A 19,094-nucleotide genomic window follows, 5' to 3' on the forward strand; every position below is an offset into this window, starting at 1 on the left:
CGACGGCACCACACCACGGCGGTCGGGGGACGGCCATGCTCCTCGCGGACGACATCGACGACCTGGCCCGCGCCGCCGCCCGGGGCGAGCCGGGTGCCCTCGACGCGCTGCTGACGGCGGTACGCCCCGAGGTGCTGCGGCTGTGCGGCCGGCTACTGCCCCACCGGGAGGACGCCGAGGAGGCCTGCCAGGACGCCCTGCTCGCGGTGGCCCGGGGCATCGGACGCTTCGAGGGCCGCTCGTCGTTCCACACCTGGCTGTACCGGCTCACCGCCAACCGGGCCCGGTCGACCTACCGGGCGCTGCGCCGACGCTGGCAGGTCGAGACCGGCGGGGTGCCGCTGCCCGACCCGCCGGACCCCCGGCGCACCAGCGTGGTCGCCGGCACCCGGCTCGACCTGCTCGACGCGCTGGACGCGGTCCGCCCCGAGGCGGCCGAGGCGCTGACCCTGCGCGACCTGCTCGGCCTGCCCTACCCCGAGATCGCCACCCTGCTCGACGTGCCGGAGGGCACCGTGAAGTCCCGCGTCCACCAGGCCCGCCGCCAGGTCCGGGAACGGTTGACCGGTGACTGAACGGACCGGCCGGTGGCTGGCCGCCGCGCTGCTGCTCGTACCGGTGACCGGCTGCTCGGCCCCGGTCGCCCCGCTCCCGGTCCGGCCACCGACGTCGACCACGGCGATCCCGACGAGCACCCCGGCGACCACCGTGGCCCCGACCCCGACCGCCCCACCCCGGGGCACCGTGGCGGCGGTGCCGACGCGGGCCGCGCCGGCACCGTCCACCCCCGACCGGACCCCGGCCACCCGGCCACCGTCGGCGAGCCCCCGGCCGAGCGCCTGCCTGGGCGCGGTCCGCTACGACCTGGTCCTCGCCGACACCGAGCTGGCCCTGCTGACGTCGCTGTGCCTGGGCGTAGGCGGGGTGCTCCGGCTCCAGGGGATCGGACCCGGCGAGGTCACGGTGGACCGGGAGGACCTGGTCGACCGGAACTACGAGGCCGGCGTGGTCGACCTCCGCTTCCTGCGCGCCGGCACGGTCGGGGTGACCATCCCGTACGACGGGAGGACGTACCTGGTCACGGTGGTGGTCGTCTAGACCGGCCGGACGACCACCCCGGCCAGCAGCGCGTCGACGACGTCCGGCCCGCTGCCCGGCGGCGGGACGACCTGGGCGTAGAGCAGCCCGGCCCGGCCGGCACGGGCGGCGGCCTCGACCAGTACCGGACGGCCCTGCGGGCAGGCGAACCGGGCGACCACCCAGACCGTCGCGCCCCGGCGGACCCGCCGTACCGGGGCGGCCACGCAGTCGGCGTGCGGACGCTGCGCGACGAAGTCCGCCGGGGTGGAGCGTCGGCCCAGGGTCGCGGAGAGGCCGACGAAGGCCCCCGGTACGGTCGGGTCGGTCGCCCACCGGCCCGGGTCGGGCGAGACGACGAGCGCCGGTTCGAGCCGCCCCCGCGCGTCGTACCGGCCGGCCCAACCCGTCCCGGCGGCCCGCCACCCGGCCGGCAGGAGCACGCTCACCGGCCCGCTGCGGCCCCACCGGCCGTCGGCCGTGGGCCGGGCGGCGTCACCGCCGGTGACACCCACCGCGACCATGATCAGGGCACCGGCCCCGGCCAGGCCCAGCCGGCGCGCCACCCGGGGACCGGCGGCCGACCCCGCCCGGGCGACCCGCCGCACCTCCCCAGCCGGGAACGCCTTGCCCGGTCGCGGGGTGGCGGGGCCGGCGGGTGGCCCGGCGGCCCGGCACAACGCCGCCCGGAAGGCGTCCGCGTCGGGGTAGCGGTCGGCGGGACGGGGCGCGGTCGCCCGGCGCAGCACCGCCACCACCGGCGCGGGCACCCCGTCCAGGTGCGGCCGGGGGCCGGGGCCACCGAGCAACCGCAGGCCGAGCCGACCCAGCCCGAACACGTCGCAGCGGGTGTCCACCACGGCCAGCGGATCGTCCTGTTCGGGCGCCATGTAGCCGGGCGTGCCCGCGCGCGCGGTCAGCCCGGAGGCGGCGGCGAGCGCCTTGGCCAGCCCGAGGTCGGCGATGACCACCCGTTCCCCGTCGGCGGTCGAGGTGAACAGCACGTTGCCCGGGGTGAGGTCACGGTGCACCACCCGCTCCCGGTGCAGCACGGCGACCCCGGCGGCGATCTCGTCGAGCAACTCCAGGGCCGGTGGCACCGGGGGTGTCCCGGCGGCCAGCCGGTCCCGCAGGCTTCCGCCGTCGGCCAGGGCCAGCACGGCGTACGGCCGGCCGTCGGGTAGTTCGCCGACCGCGTGCACCCGCACCAGCCGGGGGTGGTCGAGCCGCCGCAGCAGCCGGGCCTCGTCCCGGAAGCGTTCGCGGACCCGCAGGTCGTGACTCCAGTTCTCGGCCAGCACCTTGATCGCCACCCGGGAGTCGAGAGCGGGATCGTGACCGAGCCAGACGGTCGCGAAGGAGCCCGCACCGAGCAGCCGTTGCACCCGGTAGGGCCCGATCCACGCCGGAGTGCCCATCGTTCCACCCCCACCGCACGGTACGGCGTCGGCGGGTGCCGGTGTCCACCGGAGCCGGTCGGAAAACCGACGAACGGATTCCGGTCCGGCGGAGACCAACAGAACGACAGACCCGTACCCGCGAAGGAGTTGTCATGCATCGTCTCCGCACCATCCTGCTCACCGGCGTGCTGGCCCTGGCCGTCGTCGCGCCGGCGGTACCGGCCGGGGCGCATCCGGGCGTCCGGTCGGGGTCCACGGTGGACTTCGCACCCGGGGTCACCGCCGAGCCGCGGTCGGGCGGCCTCCCCGGGCGCTCGACCGGCGGCACCGACCTGCTCAGCGTCCGGGGGGCGGGGCCGTTCCGGATCGGCGCGTCACTGACCCGGCTCACCGCGGCCGGACTGATCGACTGGACGGCCGTCGACTGCCGGGGCGTGGTCACGGCCGGCGTCACCGGCGAGTGGGCCGGGAAGATCATGGTGGCCTTCCGCAACGGACGGCTGGTCGAGATCGGTACCGCCACCGCACCGCCCCGCTCGCCGGCCGGGGCGGGCGTGGGCATGTCCTTCGCCGACGTGGCGCGGATCTACGGCCCCCGGGGCGAGTTCATCCACAACGACGCCGGGGACGACACGGCGTACCTGGTGCGGTTCGGCACCCGGGTCGAGCTGTTCACCGGGCACCCGATCCGGCCGGGCGTCGGCTACTTCCAGGTCGGGCTGGCGGATCACGTCGAGCGGGCCTTCCGGCAGGGCCACCCCTGCTGACCAGCGCATCGGAGCCGGGGCGTCGGGGTTTCCCCGACGCCCCGGCCCGCATGGTGCCGGTTCCCACATTGCTGCATCGCTGGACATTAGTGTGTGGCACACAGTATGGTGTGACGCATGGTCAACGACGAGGTTCTGCGGACCCACCTCCAGGAGCTGCGCCGCGGCACGGTGGTGGTCGCCAGCCTGCTGGCCCTGCGCGAACCCGACTACGGCTACGCGCTGCTGCAACGCCTCGCCGGGCACGGCTTCCCGGTCGACGCCAACACCCTCTATCCGCTGCTGCGGCGACTGGAGGAACAGGGGCTGCTGACCAGCGAGTGGAACACCGAGGAGAGCCGGCCGCGCAAGTTCTACCGGACCAGCGCCGACGGCGAGACGGTGCTGGCCCGGCTGCTCGACGACCTCGCCGCCGTGCAGACCTCCGTGACCGGGCTGATCGAAGGAGTCGACCGATGAGCACCCTGACCGACCGCTATCTCGCGGCCACCCTGCGGGCGGTGCCGGCGCCCCGGCGGGAGGAGATCGCCACCGAGTTGCGGGCCGCCATCGCGGACATGGTCGACGACCGGGTCGGCGGCGGACAGGACCCGACCACCGCCGAACGCGAGGTGCTCACCGAACTGGGCCACCCGGAGCGGCTGGCCGCCCGCTACGCCGACCGCCGGCTCCAACTCATCGGGCCCGCCTACTACCTGATCTGGCAACGACTGCTGCGCCGGCTGCTGACCGTCATCCCCGGCGCGGTAGGCGTCGTCGTCGGCGTGGCGCAGGCGACCATCGGCGACAACCCGGGCGGGGCCATCGGGTCGGGCATCACCGCCGCCTTCCAGACCGCGGTGCAGATCGCCTTCTGGGTGACCCTGAGCTTCGCGATCCTGGAACGCACCAACGCCCGCCTCGACCTGCCCGAGTGGAACGTCGACCAGCTACCCGAAGCCCCGGTGGAGCGCGAATTCCGGCTCCCCGACACCTGCGCCTCGGTGGCGATGATCCTGCTCACCCTGGCCTTCCTGCCCTGGCAGCACTTCCGGTCCTGGGCCCGGGACACCGACGGCACGCGCATCCCGCTGCTCGACCCGGCGCTGTGGACGTCCTGGCTGCCGGTGCTCGCCGCCCTACTGGTGGCCAGCGTGGCACTGGAGTTGGCCAAGTACCGCACCGGCCGCTGGACCTGGCCGCTCGTCGGGGCCAACGCCCTGCTCGACCTGGCCTTCGCCGTACCGATGATCTGGCTGCTGCTCACCGACCGGCTGCTCAACCCGGACCTGGTCGCCCGGTTCGGCTGGCTGCGCGACGGCGGCCTCGACGTCGCCGCCCGGGTCACGGTCGTGGTCATCGTGGCGGTCACGCTCTGGGACCTCGTCGACAGCGCGCTGAAGGCGCGTCGATCCGCCACCCGGATCGACGCCTGAGAACCCCGGTCCCGGTCCGACGCACACGGGGGCGTCGGACCGGGACCGGCACCACGCACAACGGGCCGGTCGGCGGGGACGTACTCCCCGCCGACCGGCCCGCCGGCGTCACTGCGCCGCCGTCAGGCGTCCACCGCCGCCATGACGTCGTCCGGGACGTCGAAGTTGGCGTAGACGTTCTGCACGTCGTCGCAGTCCTCCAGCACGTCGATCAGCTTGAAGATCTTGCGCGCGCCGTCCTCGTCCAGCGGCACGTTGACGCTGGGGATCAGCGAGGACTCGGCCGACTCGTACTCGATCCCGGACTCCTGCAGGGCGGTACGGACCGCGATCAGGTCGGTCGGCTCGGAGACCACCTCGTACGCCTCACCGAGATCGTTGACCTCCTCGGCCCCGGCGTCGAGGACCGCCATCATCACGTCGTCCTCGGTGGTGTCGGCCTTGGGGACGATCACCACCCCCTTGCGGGAGAACATGTACGACACCGAGCCGGCGTCGGCCAGCGAACCACCGTTACGGGTCAGCGCGGTACGGACCTCGGTGGCGGCCCGGTTGCGGTTGTCGGTCAGGCACTCGATCAGCATGGCCACGCCGTTCGGGCCGTACCCCTCGTACATGATGGTCTGCCAGTCGGCGCCGCCGGCCTCCAGGCCGGAGCCGCGCTTGACCGCGCGGTCGATGTTGTCGTTCGGCACCGAGCTCTTCTTGGCCTTCTGGATGGCGTCGAAGAGGGTCGGGTTGCCGGCCGGGTCGCCGCCGCCGGTACGGGCCGCCACCTCGACGTTCTTGATCAGCTTGGCGAACATCTTACCGCGCTTGGCGTCGATGACGGCCTTCTTGTGCTTGGTGGTCGCCCATTTAGAGTGGCCGGACATCTCGTACCTCCGTCTGTTGACTCACGCCTCGCGTCGGCTGGCCGCGCCGACTCCGGGCCAGCACCGGCCGCGTTGGAGGGCTGCGACGGGCAGTGCCCGCGCCGAACCGCGGCAATCCTACCGAGAGCACCGACCCCGCCGTCACACCCGGCGCGTCACCACCACCGAGTCACCGGCAAATCACCACGAATGACCGTTTTCTCACGCGGACCGGCCGGGTCGGGGCCGCGCCCGGCCCAGGCCCGGTCGCGAGGGCCCGCCACCGTCGGGAGACCGGCCGGCCCAGCGGCCGGGCGACCCGGCCGGACGGCCGTCTCAGCGGGCGGCGGCGACCAGGTCGGCGAAGTAGCGGTGCAGGCGCAGGTCGCCGGTCAGCTCCGGGTGGAAAGAGGTGGCCAGCAGGTTGCCCTGGCGGACGGCGACCACCCGGTCGACCGCCGGCCCACCGGTGACCCGGCCCAGCACCTCGACGTCGGGATCGACCCGCTCGACCCACGGGGCCCGGATGAAGACGGCGTGGAACGCGGGCCCGTCGACCCCGGCGATGCGTACCGGGGCCTCGAACGAGTCCACCTGGCGACCGAACGCGTTGCGCCGCACGGTCATCCCGATGCCGGCGAAACCCCGCTGGTCGGGGCGGCCGTCCAGCACCTCGGCGGCCAACATGATCATGCCGGCGCAGGAGCCGTAGACCGGCATCCCGGCGGCGATCCGCTTGTCGACCGGCTCCCGCAGGCCGAAGATGTCCACCAGCTTGCTCATCGTGGTGGACTCCCCGCCGGGCAGGACCAGCCCGTCGACCGCGTCCAGCTCGGCCGGTCGGCGCACCGGGCGGGCGTGGACACCGACCCCGGCCAGGGCGGTGAGGTGCTCACGGACGTCCCCCTGCAACGCCAGCACCCCGATCACCGGTCCGCGCACGGCTGCCCCTCCCGACGTCGTGCCCCCGGGGTCACCAGCCGCGCTCGGCGAGCCGGTGCGGCTGCGGGATCTCGTCGACGTTGATGCCGACCATCGCCTCGCCCAGCCCCCGGGAAACCTTGGCCAGCACGTCCGGGTCGTCGTGGAAGGTGGTGGCCTTGACGATCGCGGCGGCCCGCTGGGCCGGGTTGCCCGACTTGAAGATGCCGGAGCCGACGAAGACGCCCTCCGCGCCGAGCTGCATCATCATCGCGGCGTCGGCCGGGGTGGCGATGCCGCCCGCGGTGAACAGCACCACCGGCAGCTTGCCCGTCTCGGCGACCTCCCGGACCAGCTCGTACGGGGCCTGCAACTCCTTGGCCGCGACGAACAGCTCGTCGGCCGGCAGCGAGCTGAGCCGGGCGATCTCCTGCCGGATCCTCCGCATGTGCATGGTGGCGTTGGAGACGTCCCCGGTGCCCGCCTCACCCTTGGAGCGGATCATGGCCGCGCCCTCGGTGATCCGGCGCAGCGCCTCGCCCAGGTTGGTCGCGCCGCACACGAACGGGACGGTGAACGGCCACTTGTCGATGTGGTTGGCGTAGTCGGCCGGGGTCAGCACCTCGGACTCGTCGACGTAGTCGACGCCGAGCGACTGGAGGATCTGCGCCTCGACGAAGTGGCCGATGCGGGCCTTGGCCATCACCGGGATGGAGACGGCCCGGATGATGCCGTCGATCATGTCCGGGTCGCTCATCCGGGACACGCCGCCCTGGGCCCGGATGTCGGCCGGCACCCGCTCCAGCGCCATCACGGCCACCGCGCCCGCATCCTCGGCGATCTTGGCCTGTTCGGCGGTGACCACGTCCATGATCACGCCGCCCTTGAGCATCTCGGCCATGCCCCGCTTGACGCGGGCGGTGCCCCGGGCCTGGGCGTCACCGGCGTTCGGGGAGGTCGTTTCGGGCACGGCTCATCACTCCTCGGACGTGCTGGGGGTGGGTTCCGGCTGATGCTACGACCGCCGCGACGCCGTTCCGACAGCCAATCGGCCCCACGGTGGCCTGCCCTGTGGCCCGCGTCACCCGACAGCGCAGCGCCACCGGCGGCCCGGACCGCCGCCCTGCCGGCACGCCGTGGGTCAGCCCGTCGGGACGTCGGCGGGCAGGGCCAGGGTGGGGTCGTCGATGTCGAAGTAACGCGGCCACGGGTGGCGGCGGCCCATCCGGCACAACCGCACCAGCGGCCGGCTGCGCGCGGAGCGGGCGTCCCGGACCAGGTCGGTGTGCACCTGCCGGGACAGCGCCAGCCGCCGGCTCGCCGCGATCACCGCCTCGCACGCCGGATCGGCCGGGTCGAGCCGGACCGCCCGCAGTTGCCGGGTGAGGTCGTTCTCGGCCGCCTCCCGCTCCTCGGGAACGGCGTCCAGGGCGATCCGGGCCGCCGCGTACAACTCGACGCCGTAGCGTTTCTCGGCCAGCACCGCCGCGGCGGCGGCCCGGCGCAGGAGGTGCGCGTCGAGGGCGCGCGCCGCCGACTCCGCCCGGGTCTGCAACCGCTCGACCCGGCCGGCCGTCCAGACCAGGTAGACCGCCAGCAGGGCGACCAGGACCGCGGTGGCCAGCACCGCCCACAGGTGCGGCAGCGTACTGCTCACCCGGGACCACCCAGCCCCGCCCACTCCTGGTCGATGACCCGGCCGTCGGTGGCCTCGATGGCCGCCGCATAGACCTCCACCACCCGGCGGGCCACCACCGGCCAGTCGAAGTGGGCGACCACCTGGTCGCCACAGGCGGTCAACGCGGCCCGCTGCGCCGGGTCGTCGAGCAGCTCCGCCAGCGCGGCACGCAGACCGGCCGGGTCACCGGTCGGGAAGAGCCGGCCGGCCCGTCCGCCGTCGAGCACCCGACGGAACGCGTCCAGGTCGCTGGCGACCACGGTGGCGCCGGCCGCGAGCGCCTCGGTGAGGATCATGCCGAACGACTCGCCGCCGGTGTTCGGGGCGACGTAGAGGTCGACGCTGCGCAGCATCCGGGCCTTGTCGACCTCGGAGACCAGGCCGAGGAACGTCACCCGGTCGCGCAGCTCGGCCGGGAACCGCCCGAACAGGTCGTCCGGGTCGCCGGGCCCGGCCACCAGCAGGCGCAGCCCCGGCCGGTGCGGGGCCAGCGCGACGAAGGCGTCCCGCAGGATCGGGAAGCCCTTGCGGGCCTCGGTGAAGCGGCCGAGGAACCCCAGCGTCCCGCCGCTGCCGGTGGCGCACTCCCCCGGCCAGCCGGGCAACGGCTCGACCCCGGCGAACTTCGCCACCGCCACCCCGTTGGGGATCTCCACCGCACCGCCGTCCATGTGCTCGACCTGCACCTTGCGGGCCAGCGCGCTGACCGCGATCCGGGCGGTGATCCGCTCCAGCAGGATCTGGAGCACCCCCTGGGCTGCGGCGAGCACCCGGGAGCGGGTCATCGCGGTGTGGAAGGTGGCCACCACCGGCCCCCGGGCGGAGAGCACCGCCAGCATCGACAGGCTCGGGGTGAGCGGTTCGTGCACGTGCAGCACGTCGAAGTCGCCCCGGGTGAGCCAGCGCCGCACCCGGGCGGTGGAGACCGGCCCGAACGCGATCCGGGCCACCGAGCCGTTGTACGGCAGCGGCACCGCCCGGCCGGCGGAGACCACGTACGGCGGCAGCGTCGACTCCTCGTCGGCGGGGGCCAGGACGCTCACCTCGTGCCCCAGCCCGAGCAGCGCCTCGGCCAGGTCCATGACGTGGTTCTGCACCCCGCCGGGGACGTCGAAGGAGTACGGGCACACGATGCCGATCCGCACTGGCGCCCCCTCCCTCAGACCGATCCGGCGCTGGCCGGGGGCGGCGGCGCGGTGGACCCGCCGTCGGTGGAGCCCCGCTGGTCCAGCCACATCCGCTGCAACATGTGCCAGTCTTGCGGATGACGGGCGATGCCCGCCGCCAGACGGTCGGCAATCCGCTGGGTCAGCACCCGGACCCGCTCGTCCAGGGGTGCGCTGTCCGGTTCGGGGACCGGCAGCGGGCCCTCCAACTGCGCGCGCGGCATCTCCGGTTCGTACCACAGCGAGGCAACGTAGAGCGGGGCGCCGGTGCGGATGGCCAGCAGGGCGGGGCCGGCCGGCATCTTGGTCCGCGCGCCGAAGAAGTCCACCTCGATGCCCCGGGCCGAGAGGTCCCGGTCGGCCAGCAGCGGCACCACCGCACCGCTGTGCAGCCGGTCCACCAGCACGTCGAAGGCGGGTCGGGCACCGCCATGGGTGGGCAGGATCTCCATGCCGAGCGTCTGCCGGAACGCCAGGAACCGCTGGTAGACGCCCTCCGGCTTGAGCCGTTCGGCGACGGTGGTGATCGGCCAGCCGGTGGCCGCGACCCAGGCACCGGCCGCGTCCCAGTTGCCGGCGTGCGGCAATGCCACCACCGCACCCCGGCCGGCCGCCACGTCGGCGTCGAGCATGTCCGCCCCGCCCAGGTGGAACCCGTCGAGGATCTGCTGACGGCTGAGCGACGGCAGCCGGAACGCCTCCATCCAGTACCTGGCGTACGACCGCAGCCCCTGCTTGACCAACGCGTCCAGCTCCGGCTCGGGCAGTTCGGGGCCGACCACCCGGCGCAGGTTGGCGCGCAGCCGGGTGACGCCCTTGCCCCGGCCCCGGTAGGCGTGGTCGGCCCCGGCCCGGAAGGCGGCGGCGACCACGGGCCGGGGCAGCGCACGGGCCAGCCGCCAGCCGGCGACGTAGCCGAACTCGGTGAGGTTCACTCCCGGCCGACCAGTTGCGCCTGCCGGTACACGTGGGCCACCCGCTGGCCGACCGTGAAGATCGACACGGCGGCGAGCAGCCAGAGCGAGATCTCCAGGGCCGGGCCGACCCCGAGGCCGGTGAGCAGCCCGCCGACGCCGACGATCAGCAGCCGTTCGGTACGTTCCGCGACGCCGACGTTGCCGCTCATCCCCAACCCCTCGGCGCGGGCCTTGACGTAGGAGACCAGCCCTCCGGCGGCCAGGCAGACCAGCGCGGCGGCCACCCCGGAGTGGTTGCCCTCGGTGGCCAGCCAGTAGGCGACCGCGCCGAAGACCGCACTGTCGGCGACCCGGTCCATCGACGAGTCGAGGAACGCGCCGAACCGGGTCGAGCCGCCGCTCATCCGGGCCATCGTCCCGTCGAGCATGTCGGTCAGCGCGAAGAACGTCACGATCAGCGCTCCGGCGACGAGCTGGCCGCGGGCGCCGAAGCCGAGCGCGCCGACGAGCACGCCGACGGTGCCGGCCACGGTGACCGCGTTGGGGGACACGCCGGCGCGGAGCAGACCGCGCGCGACCGGCTCCACGACGCGGGTCATCCCCGCGCGGGCCGTCACTTGGAAGATCTTCGCCATGGCGGTCCCACGATAACGGCCGGCAGCGGCGGGCGGTACGGCCGGTCGCCCGACCCGCCCGGGAAGCTTGTGCCGGCCCCCCGCCGGGTGTGAGATCGGGGTGGAAGGTGAGCCAGCTCACCGTCGAGGCTGTTGACCGTGGTCCGGCCGACGGGTCACCGGAGGATAGCGCCGCGGCACCCGCACCGGGCCCCGCTTCCCGTCGCGCGCGGCGGTCGCCATCCACCACCGGCTGAGGGAGGTGCGCCGCGATGGCGCAGAGGAACCACGACAGGGGAGCCACCGACGTGCCGGCGGTGACCGACCCCGGCACCGTACGCAACGTGGTGCTGGTCGGGCACTCGGGGGCCGGCAAGACGACCCTGGTCGAGGCGTTGCTCGCGGCCAGCGGCACGATCGACCGGGCCGGCAGCGTCGCCGCCGGCACCACCGTCGGCGACCACGACCCCGCAGCGGTACGCCAGCAGCGTTCCGTCGCCCTGTCCTGCGCGCCGCTGGTGCACGCCGGGGTGACGGTGAACCTGCTGGACACCCCCGGGTACGGCGACTTCGTCGGCGAACTGCGGGCCGGGCTGCGGGCCGCCGACGCGGCGTTGTTCGTGGTGTCCGCCGTCGACGGGATGGACGCCGCCACGGCCGCCCTGTGGGAGGAGTGCGCCGCGGTCGACCTGCCGCGTGCGGTGGCGGTCGCCCGGCTGGACCATCCGCGTGCCGACTTCGACGAGGCGGTGGCGCTGTGCCAGCGGGTCTTCGGGGACAATGTGCTCCCGCTGCACCTGCCGATGCTCGGTGACGACGGCGAGTCGGTCGCCGGCCTGCTGGCGCTGGTCACCCGGCGGGTGCACGACTACTCGGCGGGGCTGCCCGCCACCGTACGCGACCCGGACCCGCAACACCTGCCGGCGATCACCGAGTCCCGGGGCGAGCTGATCGAGGGGATCATCGCCGAGAGCGAGGACGAGACCCTGATGGACCGCTACCTCGACGGCGAGGAGATCGACACCCAGGTGCTGGTCGCCGACCTGGAGAAGGCGGTGGCCCGGGGTCACTTCTACCCGGTGGTGCCGGTCTGCGCCGCCACCGGCGTCGGGTTGGACGTGCTGCTCGACGGCCTGGTGTCGGCCTTCCCGTCGCCGCTTGCGCGGCCGGTGCCGGCGGTCACCGGGCTGGACGGCTCCCCCCGCCCGCCGCTGGACTGCGATCCGGACGGCCCGCTGGTCGCCGAGGTGGTCCGGACCACCGTCGACCGGCACGTCGGCCGGGTCTGCCTGGTCCGGGTCTTCTCCGGCACGCTGCGCCCCGACCAGACGGTGCACGTGTCCGGGCACGGGATGGCCGACCGTGGTCACCCCGACCACGACGCCGACGAGCGGATCGGCCACGTCTACCGCCCGCTCGGGGCGGCCTTGCGGGAGGTGGACGCCTGCGTCGCGGGTGACATCTGCGCGATCACCAAGTCGGGCAGCGCGGAGACCGGCGACACCGTCTCGGCGCGCGACGAGCCGCTGCTGATCGCGCCGTGGGAGATGCCGGAGCCGCTGCTGCCGGTGGCGGTGGTGGCCCGCAGCCGGGCCGACGAGGACGCCCTCGCCCGCAACCTGGGCCGGCTGATCGTGGGCGACCCGACGCTGCGGCTGGAACGCAACCCGCAGACCCACCAGCTGGTGCTGTGGTGCATGGGCGAGGCGCACGCCGACGTGGTGCTCGACCGGCTCCGGGCCGGCGGGGTGGAGCTGGACACCGAGCCGGTGCGGGTGCCGCTGCGGGAGACGTTCACGGTGGCCGCCACCGGGCACGGGCGGCACGTCAAGCAGTCCGGTGGGCACGGCCAGTACGCGGTCTGCGACCTCACGGTGGAGCCGTTGCCCCGGGGCGCGGGGATCGAGTTCGTCGACCGGGTGGTCGGCGGGGCGGTGCCGCACCACTTCGTACCGTCGGTGGAGAAGGGCGTACGGGCGCAGTTGGCGCGGGGGCTGGTCGCCGGCCACCCGGTGGTGGACGTGCGGGTGACCCTGGTCGACGGCAAGGCGCACAGCGTCGACTCGTCCGACGCCGCGTTCCAGACCGCCGCCGCGCTCGCCCTGCGCGACGCCGCCGGGCGGGGCGAACCGACGCTGCTGGAACCCGTCGACGAGGTGGTGGTCCGGGTGGCCGACTCCTCGGTCGGCGCGGTGCTGGGCGACCTGTCCGGCCGGCGGGGCAAGGTGCTCGGCACCGAGGCCGACCCGGACGCCGAGGGCCGCACCCTGATCCGGGCCGAGGTGCCCGCCCTGGAACTGCTGCGCTACGCGGTGGAGCTGCGCGCCCTGACCGCCGGTACCGGCACCTTCCGCCGGGAGTTCGCCCACTACGACCTGATGCCCGCCCACCTGGCCGCCCCCTCCACCCCCACCCCGAACTAGGCCGTGTTTCGTAGGGCGCGGAGCCATTGGTTGATGGCGGCGATGGTGAGGGTGGCTTCGTAGCGCACGGCGAGTTTGTCGTAGCGGGTGGCCATGGCGCGGTGTTGTTTGAGCTGGTTGATACCGCACTCCACGGCGTGACGTAGGCGGTAGAGGTCGGGGTCGAAGGCGGGCGGACGTCCGCCTTTGGACCCTTTGGCTTTGCGGTGGGCGTCCTGGTCGGTCTTGCTCGGGATGCACGCGCGGATGCTGCGGGATCGCAGGTGGGAGCGGTTGGCCTTGGACGTGTACGCCTTGTCGGCCAGCACCATGTCGGGACGGGTCCGTGGCCGGCCGCCACCGGCGCGGGGGACCCGGACCTTGGCCAGGACGGGGATGAACTGTGGGCTGTCGCCGCGTTGTCCGGCGGTCACCACCACAGCCATCAGTTTGCGGCCCTGCTCGCAGGCCAGATGGGCCTTGGTGGTCCAGCCGCCCCTCGATCGGCCGAGCCCATGATCTGCCGGTTCGGTCTGCACGCCACCGGGCGGCTCCTTCTGCGCCTGCCCATCCCGGCGGGCCCCGGCGGCGTGGTGATGGGCTCGGCTGATGGTCGAGTCCACGCTCACCGTCCAGCCGATCAGCCCCGCCGCGTCCGCGCTGGTCTGCAACGAGGTGAGAATCTGAGACCAGACGCCGTCACGCTGCCAGCGCCGGAACCATCGGTACAAGGTCTGCCAGGGCGGGTAGGGCGCGGGTACGTCCCGCCACGGTGACCCGGTCCGGACCCGCCAGCGGATCCCGTCGATGATCAGTCTCATGGTCCATCTGCGCGGCCGAGCATGACCCGTTCCCGCAGGCAGCAACGGTTCCAGTACCGCCCACTGCACGTCGGTCAGGTCATGTCGCCTCGCTGCCGCTACGCTCGGCACGAGGTCTCCGGTGTGAAGTTCTGCTTGGTCGCTGAACCAACTACCGGAGACCTCTCCCATTAGCGACCACCGCCACGCCGCCAACCGCTACGAAACACGGGCTAGCCTCACCCATCCCACCCACCCGCCCAGCCCGCAGCGTCGATCATGGAGTTGCGGTGGGGGTTCAGCCCCGATATGCGACTTGTGCGGAGCCCCACCACTCCATGATCGACGGGGGTGGGGGTGGGGGGTCAGGGGCGGGCGGCGGGGATGGGTGGGAGCGGCCAGTGGGGGCGGTCGGCGTCGCGGAGGGCGGCTGTGCGCAGCGCGGCGAGCTGCCGTTCCACCTCGGCGAAGTGGTCCGGCGTGAGCGGGCCGAGGCGCAGCGCGGCGGCGTTCTCCTCCACCTGGGCGACGGTACGGCAGCCGGGGATCGGCACCGCCCGGCCGCTGCGTGCCCAGATCCAGCCCAGCGCGCCCTGGACCAGGGTCCGACCGTCGGCGGTCAGCGCGCCGCGCACGGCGGTGACCCGGCGCAGCCACTCCGGCGCGGGCCGGCCGCCCCGGAACCACTCCAGCCAGCCGGGGGTCATCCCCCGCACGTCGTCGCGGGGCAGGGTGGAGGCCGCCGTGTACTTGCCGGTGAGCAGCCCCATCCCCAGCGGCCCCCGGTTGACGCTGGCCAGGTCGTACTTGTCGCAGGTGGCCAGCATCGCCGGCGCGTCGCGCAGCACCGACAGGTTGTGCTGGATCGCGGTGGCGTGCGGGGCCACCTGGGCGAACCCGGCGGCCCGGTCGGCCCGGTCGGTGCTCCAGCCGTACGCCCGGACGAGGCCGTCGGCGACCAGGTCCTCGCAGGTGCCGACCAGCGTCTCCACCCGGGGTAGCGGCAGGTCGCCGAGGTGCAGCTGGTAGAGGTCGATCCGGTCGGTGCCCAGCCGGCGCAGGGAGTCGACCACCGCCCGCCGCAGGTACGCCGGGGAGGCGTCCTCGCCGGTGGCCTGTCGGGTCCGTTCGTCGAAGGTGTACCCCCACTTGGTGGCGATCACCGCCTCGTCCCGGCGGCCGGCCAGCGCCCGCCCGAGGACCCGTTCACCGTGCCCGGCGCCGTACGTGTCGGCGGTGTCGAAGAGGGTCACACCGAGGTCGAGGGCGCGGCGGACGGCCCGCACCGACTCCTCGTCGTCGACCGCGCCCCAGCCCAGCGGTTGGGATCCTTCGGCCCAGGGGCCACCGATCGCCCAGCACCCCATGCCCAGAGCGCTGACCTCGATGCCGCTGCGACCCAACACCCGTGTCGTCACTGCCATCGCCGCATCGTGTCACCTTCCGGACGGGTGGGGAGACGAAGCTGACGCATCGTGCCCGATCGACCACAAGCGACACCCCCGGCGCGGACACCGGCGGCGACCCGCCCGGCCCATCCCGTGGTGCCGGGACTCCGCCGGGTGGTCAGCGGGGCCGGACGCTGGCCAGCGGCACCGGGGTCGACTGCCCCGGCCAGCGGCCGGTCAGGGTGGCGGCCGCCGGCCCGCCGTCGGGCAGTCCGGCACCGGGCAGCCGGCGCGCGACGAGCAGGTCGACGGTGTCGGTGCCGATCCGGGTCGGGTCGCCGTCGACCACCTGGCGTACCGCGCCGACGACGGGGGCTCCCCCACTGCCGGTGGTGGCCACCGTCATGGACGGCTCGCGGATCTCCCGCACCCCGTCGACCTCGAAGTACTCCTGCGCCTGACCGGTCCCGGTGAGGATCGCGGCGGTCAGGGCAGCGGCGTAGACCGGGTCGCCGCACCCGTCGTAGACCCAGCGGGGGCCGAGCACCGAGTGATGGGTGGTGCCCACCAGCCACTCGTCGGCGTCGGCCAGCGGCGCGTCCCGGTAGGTGAGTGGGACCTGGTGGACCGGGCCGGCGTCGACCCGTACCAGGATCGTCTCGATGCCGACGGCACCGGCGGGGTCGTCGAACCGGTAGGCGGCCACCCGGACGGGCTCGCCGGCGGCCGGGCCCGAGTACCACCGTCGGCCCGGCAGCCAACCGGCCAGGAGTTCGAGTTTCGTGGGGCGGATCTCCGCCCGGTGCAGCAACGCCATGATCACATCCTAGGAGCCGGCACACCGGCCGCCGCCCCGTCACGCGGACCGGTTGACCGGCCCGCGCCGTGTCCGGGCGGGTGTGCCGTTCCCGGGCCGGCGGTCAGGACGGCCAGGCGCGGGCGAGCAGTTCGCGGGTGTCGGAGAGCAGTTGCGGCAGCACCTTCGTCCGGCCGATCACCGGCATGAAGTTGATGTCACCGCCCCACCGGGGCACCACGTGCTGGTGCAGGTGGGCGGCGATGCCGGCGCCGGCCACCCCGCCCTGGTTCATCCCCAGGTTGAACCCGTGCGCGCTGCTGACCTGCCGGACCACCCGCATCGCGGTCTGGGTGAACGCCGCAAGCTCCACCGTCTCGGCCTGGTCGAGTTCGGTGTAGTCGGCCACGTGCCGGTAGGGGCAGACCAGCAGGTGCCCCGGGTTGTACGGGTAGAGGTTGAGCACCGCGAAGACGTGCGCGCCGCGGGCCACCACCAGGCTCCGCTCCGGCGGCAGGCCGGGGGCCAGGCAGAACGGGCAGCCGGCGGGCTTCTCGTAGCCCCCCTCGGGGCGGTCCTCCCCGGAGATGTAGGTCATCCGGTGCGGGGTCCAGAGCCGGTCGAGCCCGTCGGCCAGGCCGTCGTCCGCCGGGCCGTGGTCCGTGTCGCCGTCGAGGTGCCGCTCCGCCCCAGTCACACCGCCGATCCTACGATCTCCCACCACGACCGCCACCGGCCCGTCGGTACGGGGGCCGGTGGCGGGTGGGTGGGGTCGGGTCAGCCGGCGGCGGACGGCCCCGCGTTGGCCCGCGAGGAGACCACGTCGAGCACGTGGTCGACCGCCTCGGCGACCGGCACCCCGTTGCGCTGGGAACCGTCGCGGTAACGGAACGACACGGTGCCGGCGGCCACGTCGTCGTCCCCGGCGATCACCATGAACGGGATCTTCTGCTGCTGGGCGGTGCGGATCTTCTTCTGCATCCGGTCGTCACCGGCGTCGACCTGGGCCCGGATGCCCTTGGCGCGCAGCGCCGCGACGAAGCCGTGCAGGTACTCGGTGTGGTCCTCACGGATCGGGATGCCGACCACCTGCACCGGGGCCAGCCAGGCCGGGAACGCCCCCGCGTAGTGCTCGGTGAGCACCCCGAAGAACCGCTCGATCGACCCGAACAGCGCCCGGTGGATCATCACCGGCCGCTGCCGGCTGCCGTCGGCCGCCTGGTACTCCAGGCCGAACCGCTCGGGCAGGTTGAAGTCGACCTGGATGGTGGACATCTGCCAGGTCCGCCCGATCGCGTCCTTGGCCTGGACGGAGATCTTCGGCCCGTAGAACGCCGCGCCGCCCGGGTCGGGCACCAGGTGCAGGCCGGACTCCTCGGCGGCCGACCGCAGCGCCTCGGTGGCCCGCTCCCAGTTCTCGTCGGTGCCGACCGACTTGTCCGGGTTACGGGTGGACAGTTCCAGGTAGAAGTCGTCCAGGCCGTAGTCGCGCAGCAGTTCCAGGACGAAGGCGAGCAGCGACTTCAGCTCACCGGCCATCTGCTCCTCGGTACAGAAGATGTGCGCGTCGTCCTGGGTCATGCCCCGGACCCGGGTCAGGCCGTGCACCACGCCGGACTTCTCGTACCGGTAGACCGTGCCGAACTCGAACATCCGCAGCGGCAGCTCCCGGTAGGAGCGGCCCCGGGACCGGAAGATCAGGTCGTGCATCGGGCAGTTCATCGGCTTGAGGTAGTAGTTCGCCCCCTCCACCTCCATGGGGGGGAACATCCCGTCGGCGTACCAGTCGAGGTGCCCGGAGACCTCGTACAGGTGGCCCTTGGTGATGTGCGGGGTGTTGACGAACGAGTAGCCGGCCTCCTCGTGCTTGACCCGCGAGTAGTTCTCCATCTCCCGGCGGATGATGCCGCCCTTGGGGTGGAAGACCGCCAGGCCGGAGCCCAGCTCGTCGGGGAAGCTGAACAGGTCGAGGTCCACCCCGAGCTTGCGGTGGTCGCGCCGGGCGGCCTCCTCCAGCAGCTTCAGGTACGCCTTCAGCTCGTCGCGGGTCGGCCACGCGGTGCCGTAGACCCGCTGGAGCTGCGGGTTCTTCTCGCTGCCCCGCCAGTACGCGGCGGCCGAACGCATCAGCTTGAACGCGCCGATCAACCGGGTGTTCGGCAGGTGCGGGCCCCGGCACAGGTCCGACCAGCAGACCTTGTCCTCGGTCGCGGCGAGGTTGTCGTAGATGGTCAGCTCGCCGCCGCCCACCTCCATCACCTCGCTGGTGTCCAGCCCCTCGCCCTTGACCTCGATCAGTTCCAGCTTGAACGGCTCGGCGGCCAGCTCGGCCCGCGCCTCGTCCAGGCTGCCGAAGCGGCGACGGCGGAACCGCTGGCCGGACTTGACGATCTCCTGCATCCGCTTTTCCAGCTTGGTCAGGTCGTCGGGCTGGAACGGCTTGTCGACGGCGAAGTCGTAGTAGAAGCCGTTCTCGATCGGCGGGCCGATGCCGAGCTTCGCCTCGGGGAAGACGTCCTGCACGGCCTGGGCGAGCACGTGCGCGGTGGAGTGCCGCAGCACGTTGAGCCCGTCCGGCGAGTCGAGGCTGACCGGTTCGACGGTGGTGTCCTCGGCGGGGGCCCAGTCCAGGTCGCGGAGCTGGCCCTGCGGGTCGCGGACCACCACGACCGCCTTCGGGCCGGCGGCGGGCAGTCCGGCCGCGGCCACCGCGTCGGCCGCCGTCGTCCCGGCGGCCACGACGACGGGGTCGGCCACGACGGGGGTACGGGGTGCGGACACGGTGAACTCCTCAACGGCAGGCGGCACGGATGGGCCGGACGCGCCGGCTGCTTCGATGCTATCGGTCCCGCCGTCGCCCCCGGTCGCCGGGAAAGGAAGCCCGGTGGCGGCATCGGCC

Annotated in this window: 19 protein-coding genes; 6 read left to right on the plus strand and 13 right to left on the minus strand. The window is 73.7% G+C overall.

All coding sequences use genetic code 11. From position 1 onward, the window contains the following. The first annotated feature begins 35 nt into the window (after window positions 1-35). On the plus strand, window positions 36-575 hold the full coding sequence (locus ACN260_RS18800; RefSeq protein WP_422752345.1) for an RNA polymerase sigma factor: 540 nt from the start codon (window positions 36-38) through the stop codon (window positions 573-575). Beyond that, window positions 568-1,098, plus strand: coding sequence for a hypothetical protein (locus ACN260_RS18805; protein ID WP_422752346.1), 531 nt, complete (start codon window positions 568-570; stop codon window positions 1,096-1,098). The genes ACN260_RS18800 and ACN260_RS18805 overlap by 8 nt, the downstream gene beginning before the upstream one ends. On the opposite strand, the gene ACN260_RS18810 is transcribed toward ACN260_RS18805, so the two are convergent. Next, on the minus strand, window positions 1,095-2,495 hold the full coding sequence (locus ACN260_RS18810) for a protein kinase domain-containing protein (RefSeq protein WP_422752347.1): 1,401 nt from the start codon (window positions 2,493-2,495) through the stop codon (window positions 1,095-1,097). The two genes, ACN260_RS18805 and ACN260_RS18810, sit on opposite strands and share 4 nt — an antisense overlap. 134 nt (window positions 2,496-2,629) lie before the next feature. On the opposite strand from ACN260_RS18810, the gene ACN260_RS18815 reads away from it, so the two are divergent. The 3 genes from ACN260_RS18815 to ACN260_RS18825 all read left to right on the plus strand — a co-directional run bounded on the left by ACN260_RS18815 (window position 2,630) and on the right by ACN260_RS18825 (window position 4,659). Continuing rightward, a complete protein-coding gene (locus ACN260_RS18815) occupies window positions 2,630-3,244 on the plus strand; it encodes a hypothetical protein (protein ID WP_422752348.1) in 615 nt (204 codons plus the stop codon). A 117-nt stretch (window positions 3,245-3,361) separates the two neighbouring features. After that, window positions 3,362-3,703 carry a PadR family transcriptional regulator gene (locus tag ACN260_RS18820; RefSeq protein ID WP_422752349.1) on the plus strand — a complete coding sequence of 114 codons (342 nt, stop codon included), beginning with the start codon at window positions 3,362-3,364 and terminating at the stop codon, window positions 3,701-3,703. Continuing rightward, window positions 3,700-4,659, plus strand: a complete 960-nt coding sequence (locus ACN260_RS18825; RefSeq protein ID WP_422752350.1) for a permease prefix domain 1-containing protein — start codon at window positions 3,700-3,702, stop codon at window positions 4,657-4,659. Before ACN260_RS18820 ends, ACN260_RS18825 begins: the two co-directional genes overlap by 4 nt. A gap of 122 nt (window positions 4,660-4,781) precedes the next feature. Here ACN260_RS18825 and ACN260_RS18830 read toward each other — a convergent pair whose 3' ends face one another. The 7 genes from ACN260_RS18830 to pgsA form a co-directional block, all read right to left on the minus strand. Further along, on the minus strand, window positions 4,782-5,534 hold the full coding sequence (locus ACN260_RS18830) for a YebC/PmpR family DNA-binding transcriptional regulator (RefSeq protein WP_422752351.1): 753 nt from the start codon (window positions 5,532-5,534) through the stop codon (window positions 4,782-4,784). A 315-nt stretch (window positions 5,535-5,849) separates the two neighbouring features. Beyond that, window positions 5,850-6,455: a pyridoxal 5'-phosphate synthase glutaminase subunit PdxT gene (gene pdxT / locus ACN260_RS18835; protein ID WP_422752352.1), complete on the minus strand. Its 606-nt coding sequence runs from the start codon at window positions 6,453-6,455 to the stop codon at window positions 5,850-5,852. A 31-nt stretch (window positions 6,456-6,486) separates the two neighbouring features. Next, a complete protein-coding gene (gene pdxS / locus ACN260_RS18840; RefSeq protein ID WP_422752353.1) occupies window positions 6,487-7,404 on the minus strand; it encodes a pyridoxal 5'-phosphate synthase lyase subunit PdxS in 918 nt (305 codons plus the stop codon). A gap of 171 nt (window positions 7,405-7,575) precedes the next feature. Then, complete coding sequence (locus ACN260_RS18845; RefSeq protein ID WP_422756753.1) at window positions 7,576-8,079, minus strand: hypothetical protein; 504 nt, start codon at window positions 8,077-8,079, stop codon at window positions 7,576-7,578. An 8-nt stretch (window positions 8,080-8,087) separates the two neighbouring features. Further along, window positions 8,088-9,257, minus strand: coding sequence for a glycosyltransferase family 4 protein (locus ACN260_RS18850; RefSeq protein WP_422752354.1), 1,170 nt, complete (start codon window positions 9,255-9,257; stop codon window positions 8,088-8,090). A 14-nt stretch (window positions 9,258-9,271) separates the two neighbouring features. Next, on the minus strand, window positions 9,272-10,213 hold the full coding sequence (locus ACN260_RS18855) for a phosphatidylinositol mannoside acyltransferase (protein WP_422752355.1): 942 nt from the start codon (window positions 10,211-10,213) through the stop codon (window positions 9,272-9,274). Continuing rightward, window positions 10,210-10,830 (minus strand): phosphatidylinositol phosphate synthase, encoded by a 621-nt coding sequence (gene pgsA / locus ACN260_RS18860; protein WP_145918868.1) that lies wholly within the window; start codon window positions 10,828-10,830, stop codon window positions 10,210-10,212. The genes ACN260_RS18855 and pgsA overlap by 4 nt, the downstream gene beginning before the upstream one ends. A gap of 251 nt (window positions 10,831-11,081) precedes the next feature. On the opposite strand from pgsA, the gene ACN260_RS18865 reads away from it, so the two are divergent. Beyond that, window positions 11,082-13,232, plus strand: a complete 2,151-nt coding sequence (locus tag ACN260_RS18865; protein WP_422752356.1) for an elongation factor G-like protein EF-G2 — start codon at window positions 11,082-11,084, stop codon at window positions 13,230-13,232. Here ACN260_RS18865 and ACN260_RS18870 read toward each other — a convergent pair. The 5 genes from ACN260_RS18870 to thrS form a co-directional block, all read right to left on the minus strand. After that, a complete protein-coding gene (locus ACN260_RS18870; protein ID WP_422756754.1) occupies window positions 13,229-14,143 on the minus strand; it encodes an IS5 family transposase in 915 nt (304 codons plus the stop codon). The two genes, ACN260_RS18865 and ACN260_RS18870, sit on opposite strands and share 4 nt — an antisense overlap. Before the next feature lie 233 nt (window positions 14,144-14,376). Beyond that, window positions 14,377-15,435: an aldo/keto reductase gene (locus ACN260_RS18875; RefSeq protein ID WP_422752357.1), complete on the minus strand. Its 1,059-nt coding sequence runs from the start codon at window positions 15,433-15,435 to the stop codon at window positions 14,377-14,379. Window positions 15,436-15,577: 142 nt separating this feature from the next. After that, entirely contained in the window at window positions 15,578-16,216 is a 639-nt protein-coding gene (locus ACN260_RS18880; RefSeq protein WP_422752358.1) for a CG0192-related protein, read from the minus strand. A 103-nt stretch (window positions 16,217-16,319) separates the two neighbouring features. Next, the gene (locus tag ACN260_RS18885) at window positions 16,320-16,892 is read right to left on the minus strand and encodes an HIT family protein (protein WP_422752359.1); all 573 of its coding nucleotides are present in this window, start codon (window positions 16,890-16,892) and stop codon (window positions 16,320-16,322) included. 80 nt (window positions 16,893-16,972) lie between these two features. Continuing rightward, on the minus strand, window positions 16,973-18,976 hold the full coding sequence (gene thrS / locus ACN260_RS18890) for a threonine--tRNA ligase (RefSeq protein WP_422752360.1): 2,004 nt from the start codon (window positions 18,974-18,976) through the stop codon (window positions 16,973-16,975). Window positions 18,977-19,094 lie beyond the last annotated feature (118 nt).

Origin of the sequence: Micromonospora sp. WMMD708 (genome assembly GCF_049315245.1) — a bacterium.
Lineage (GTDB): Bacteria > Actinomycetota > Actinomycetes > Mycobacteriales > Micromonosporaceae > Micromonospora > Micromonospora wenchangensis.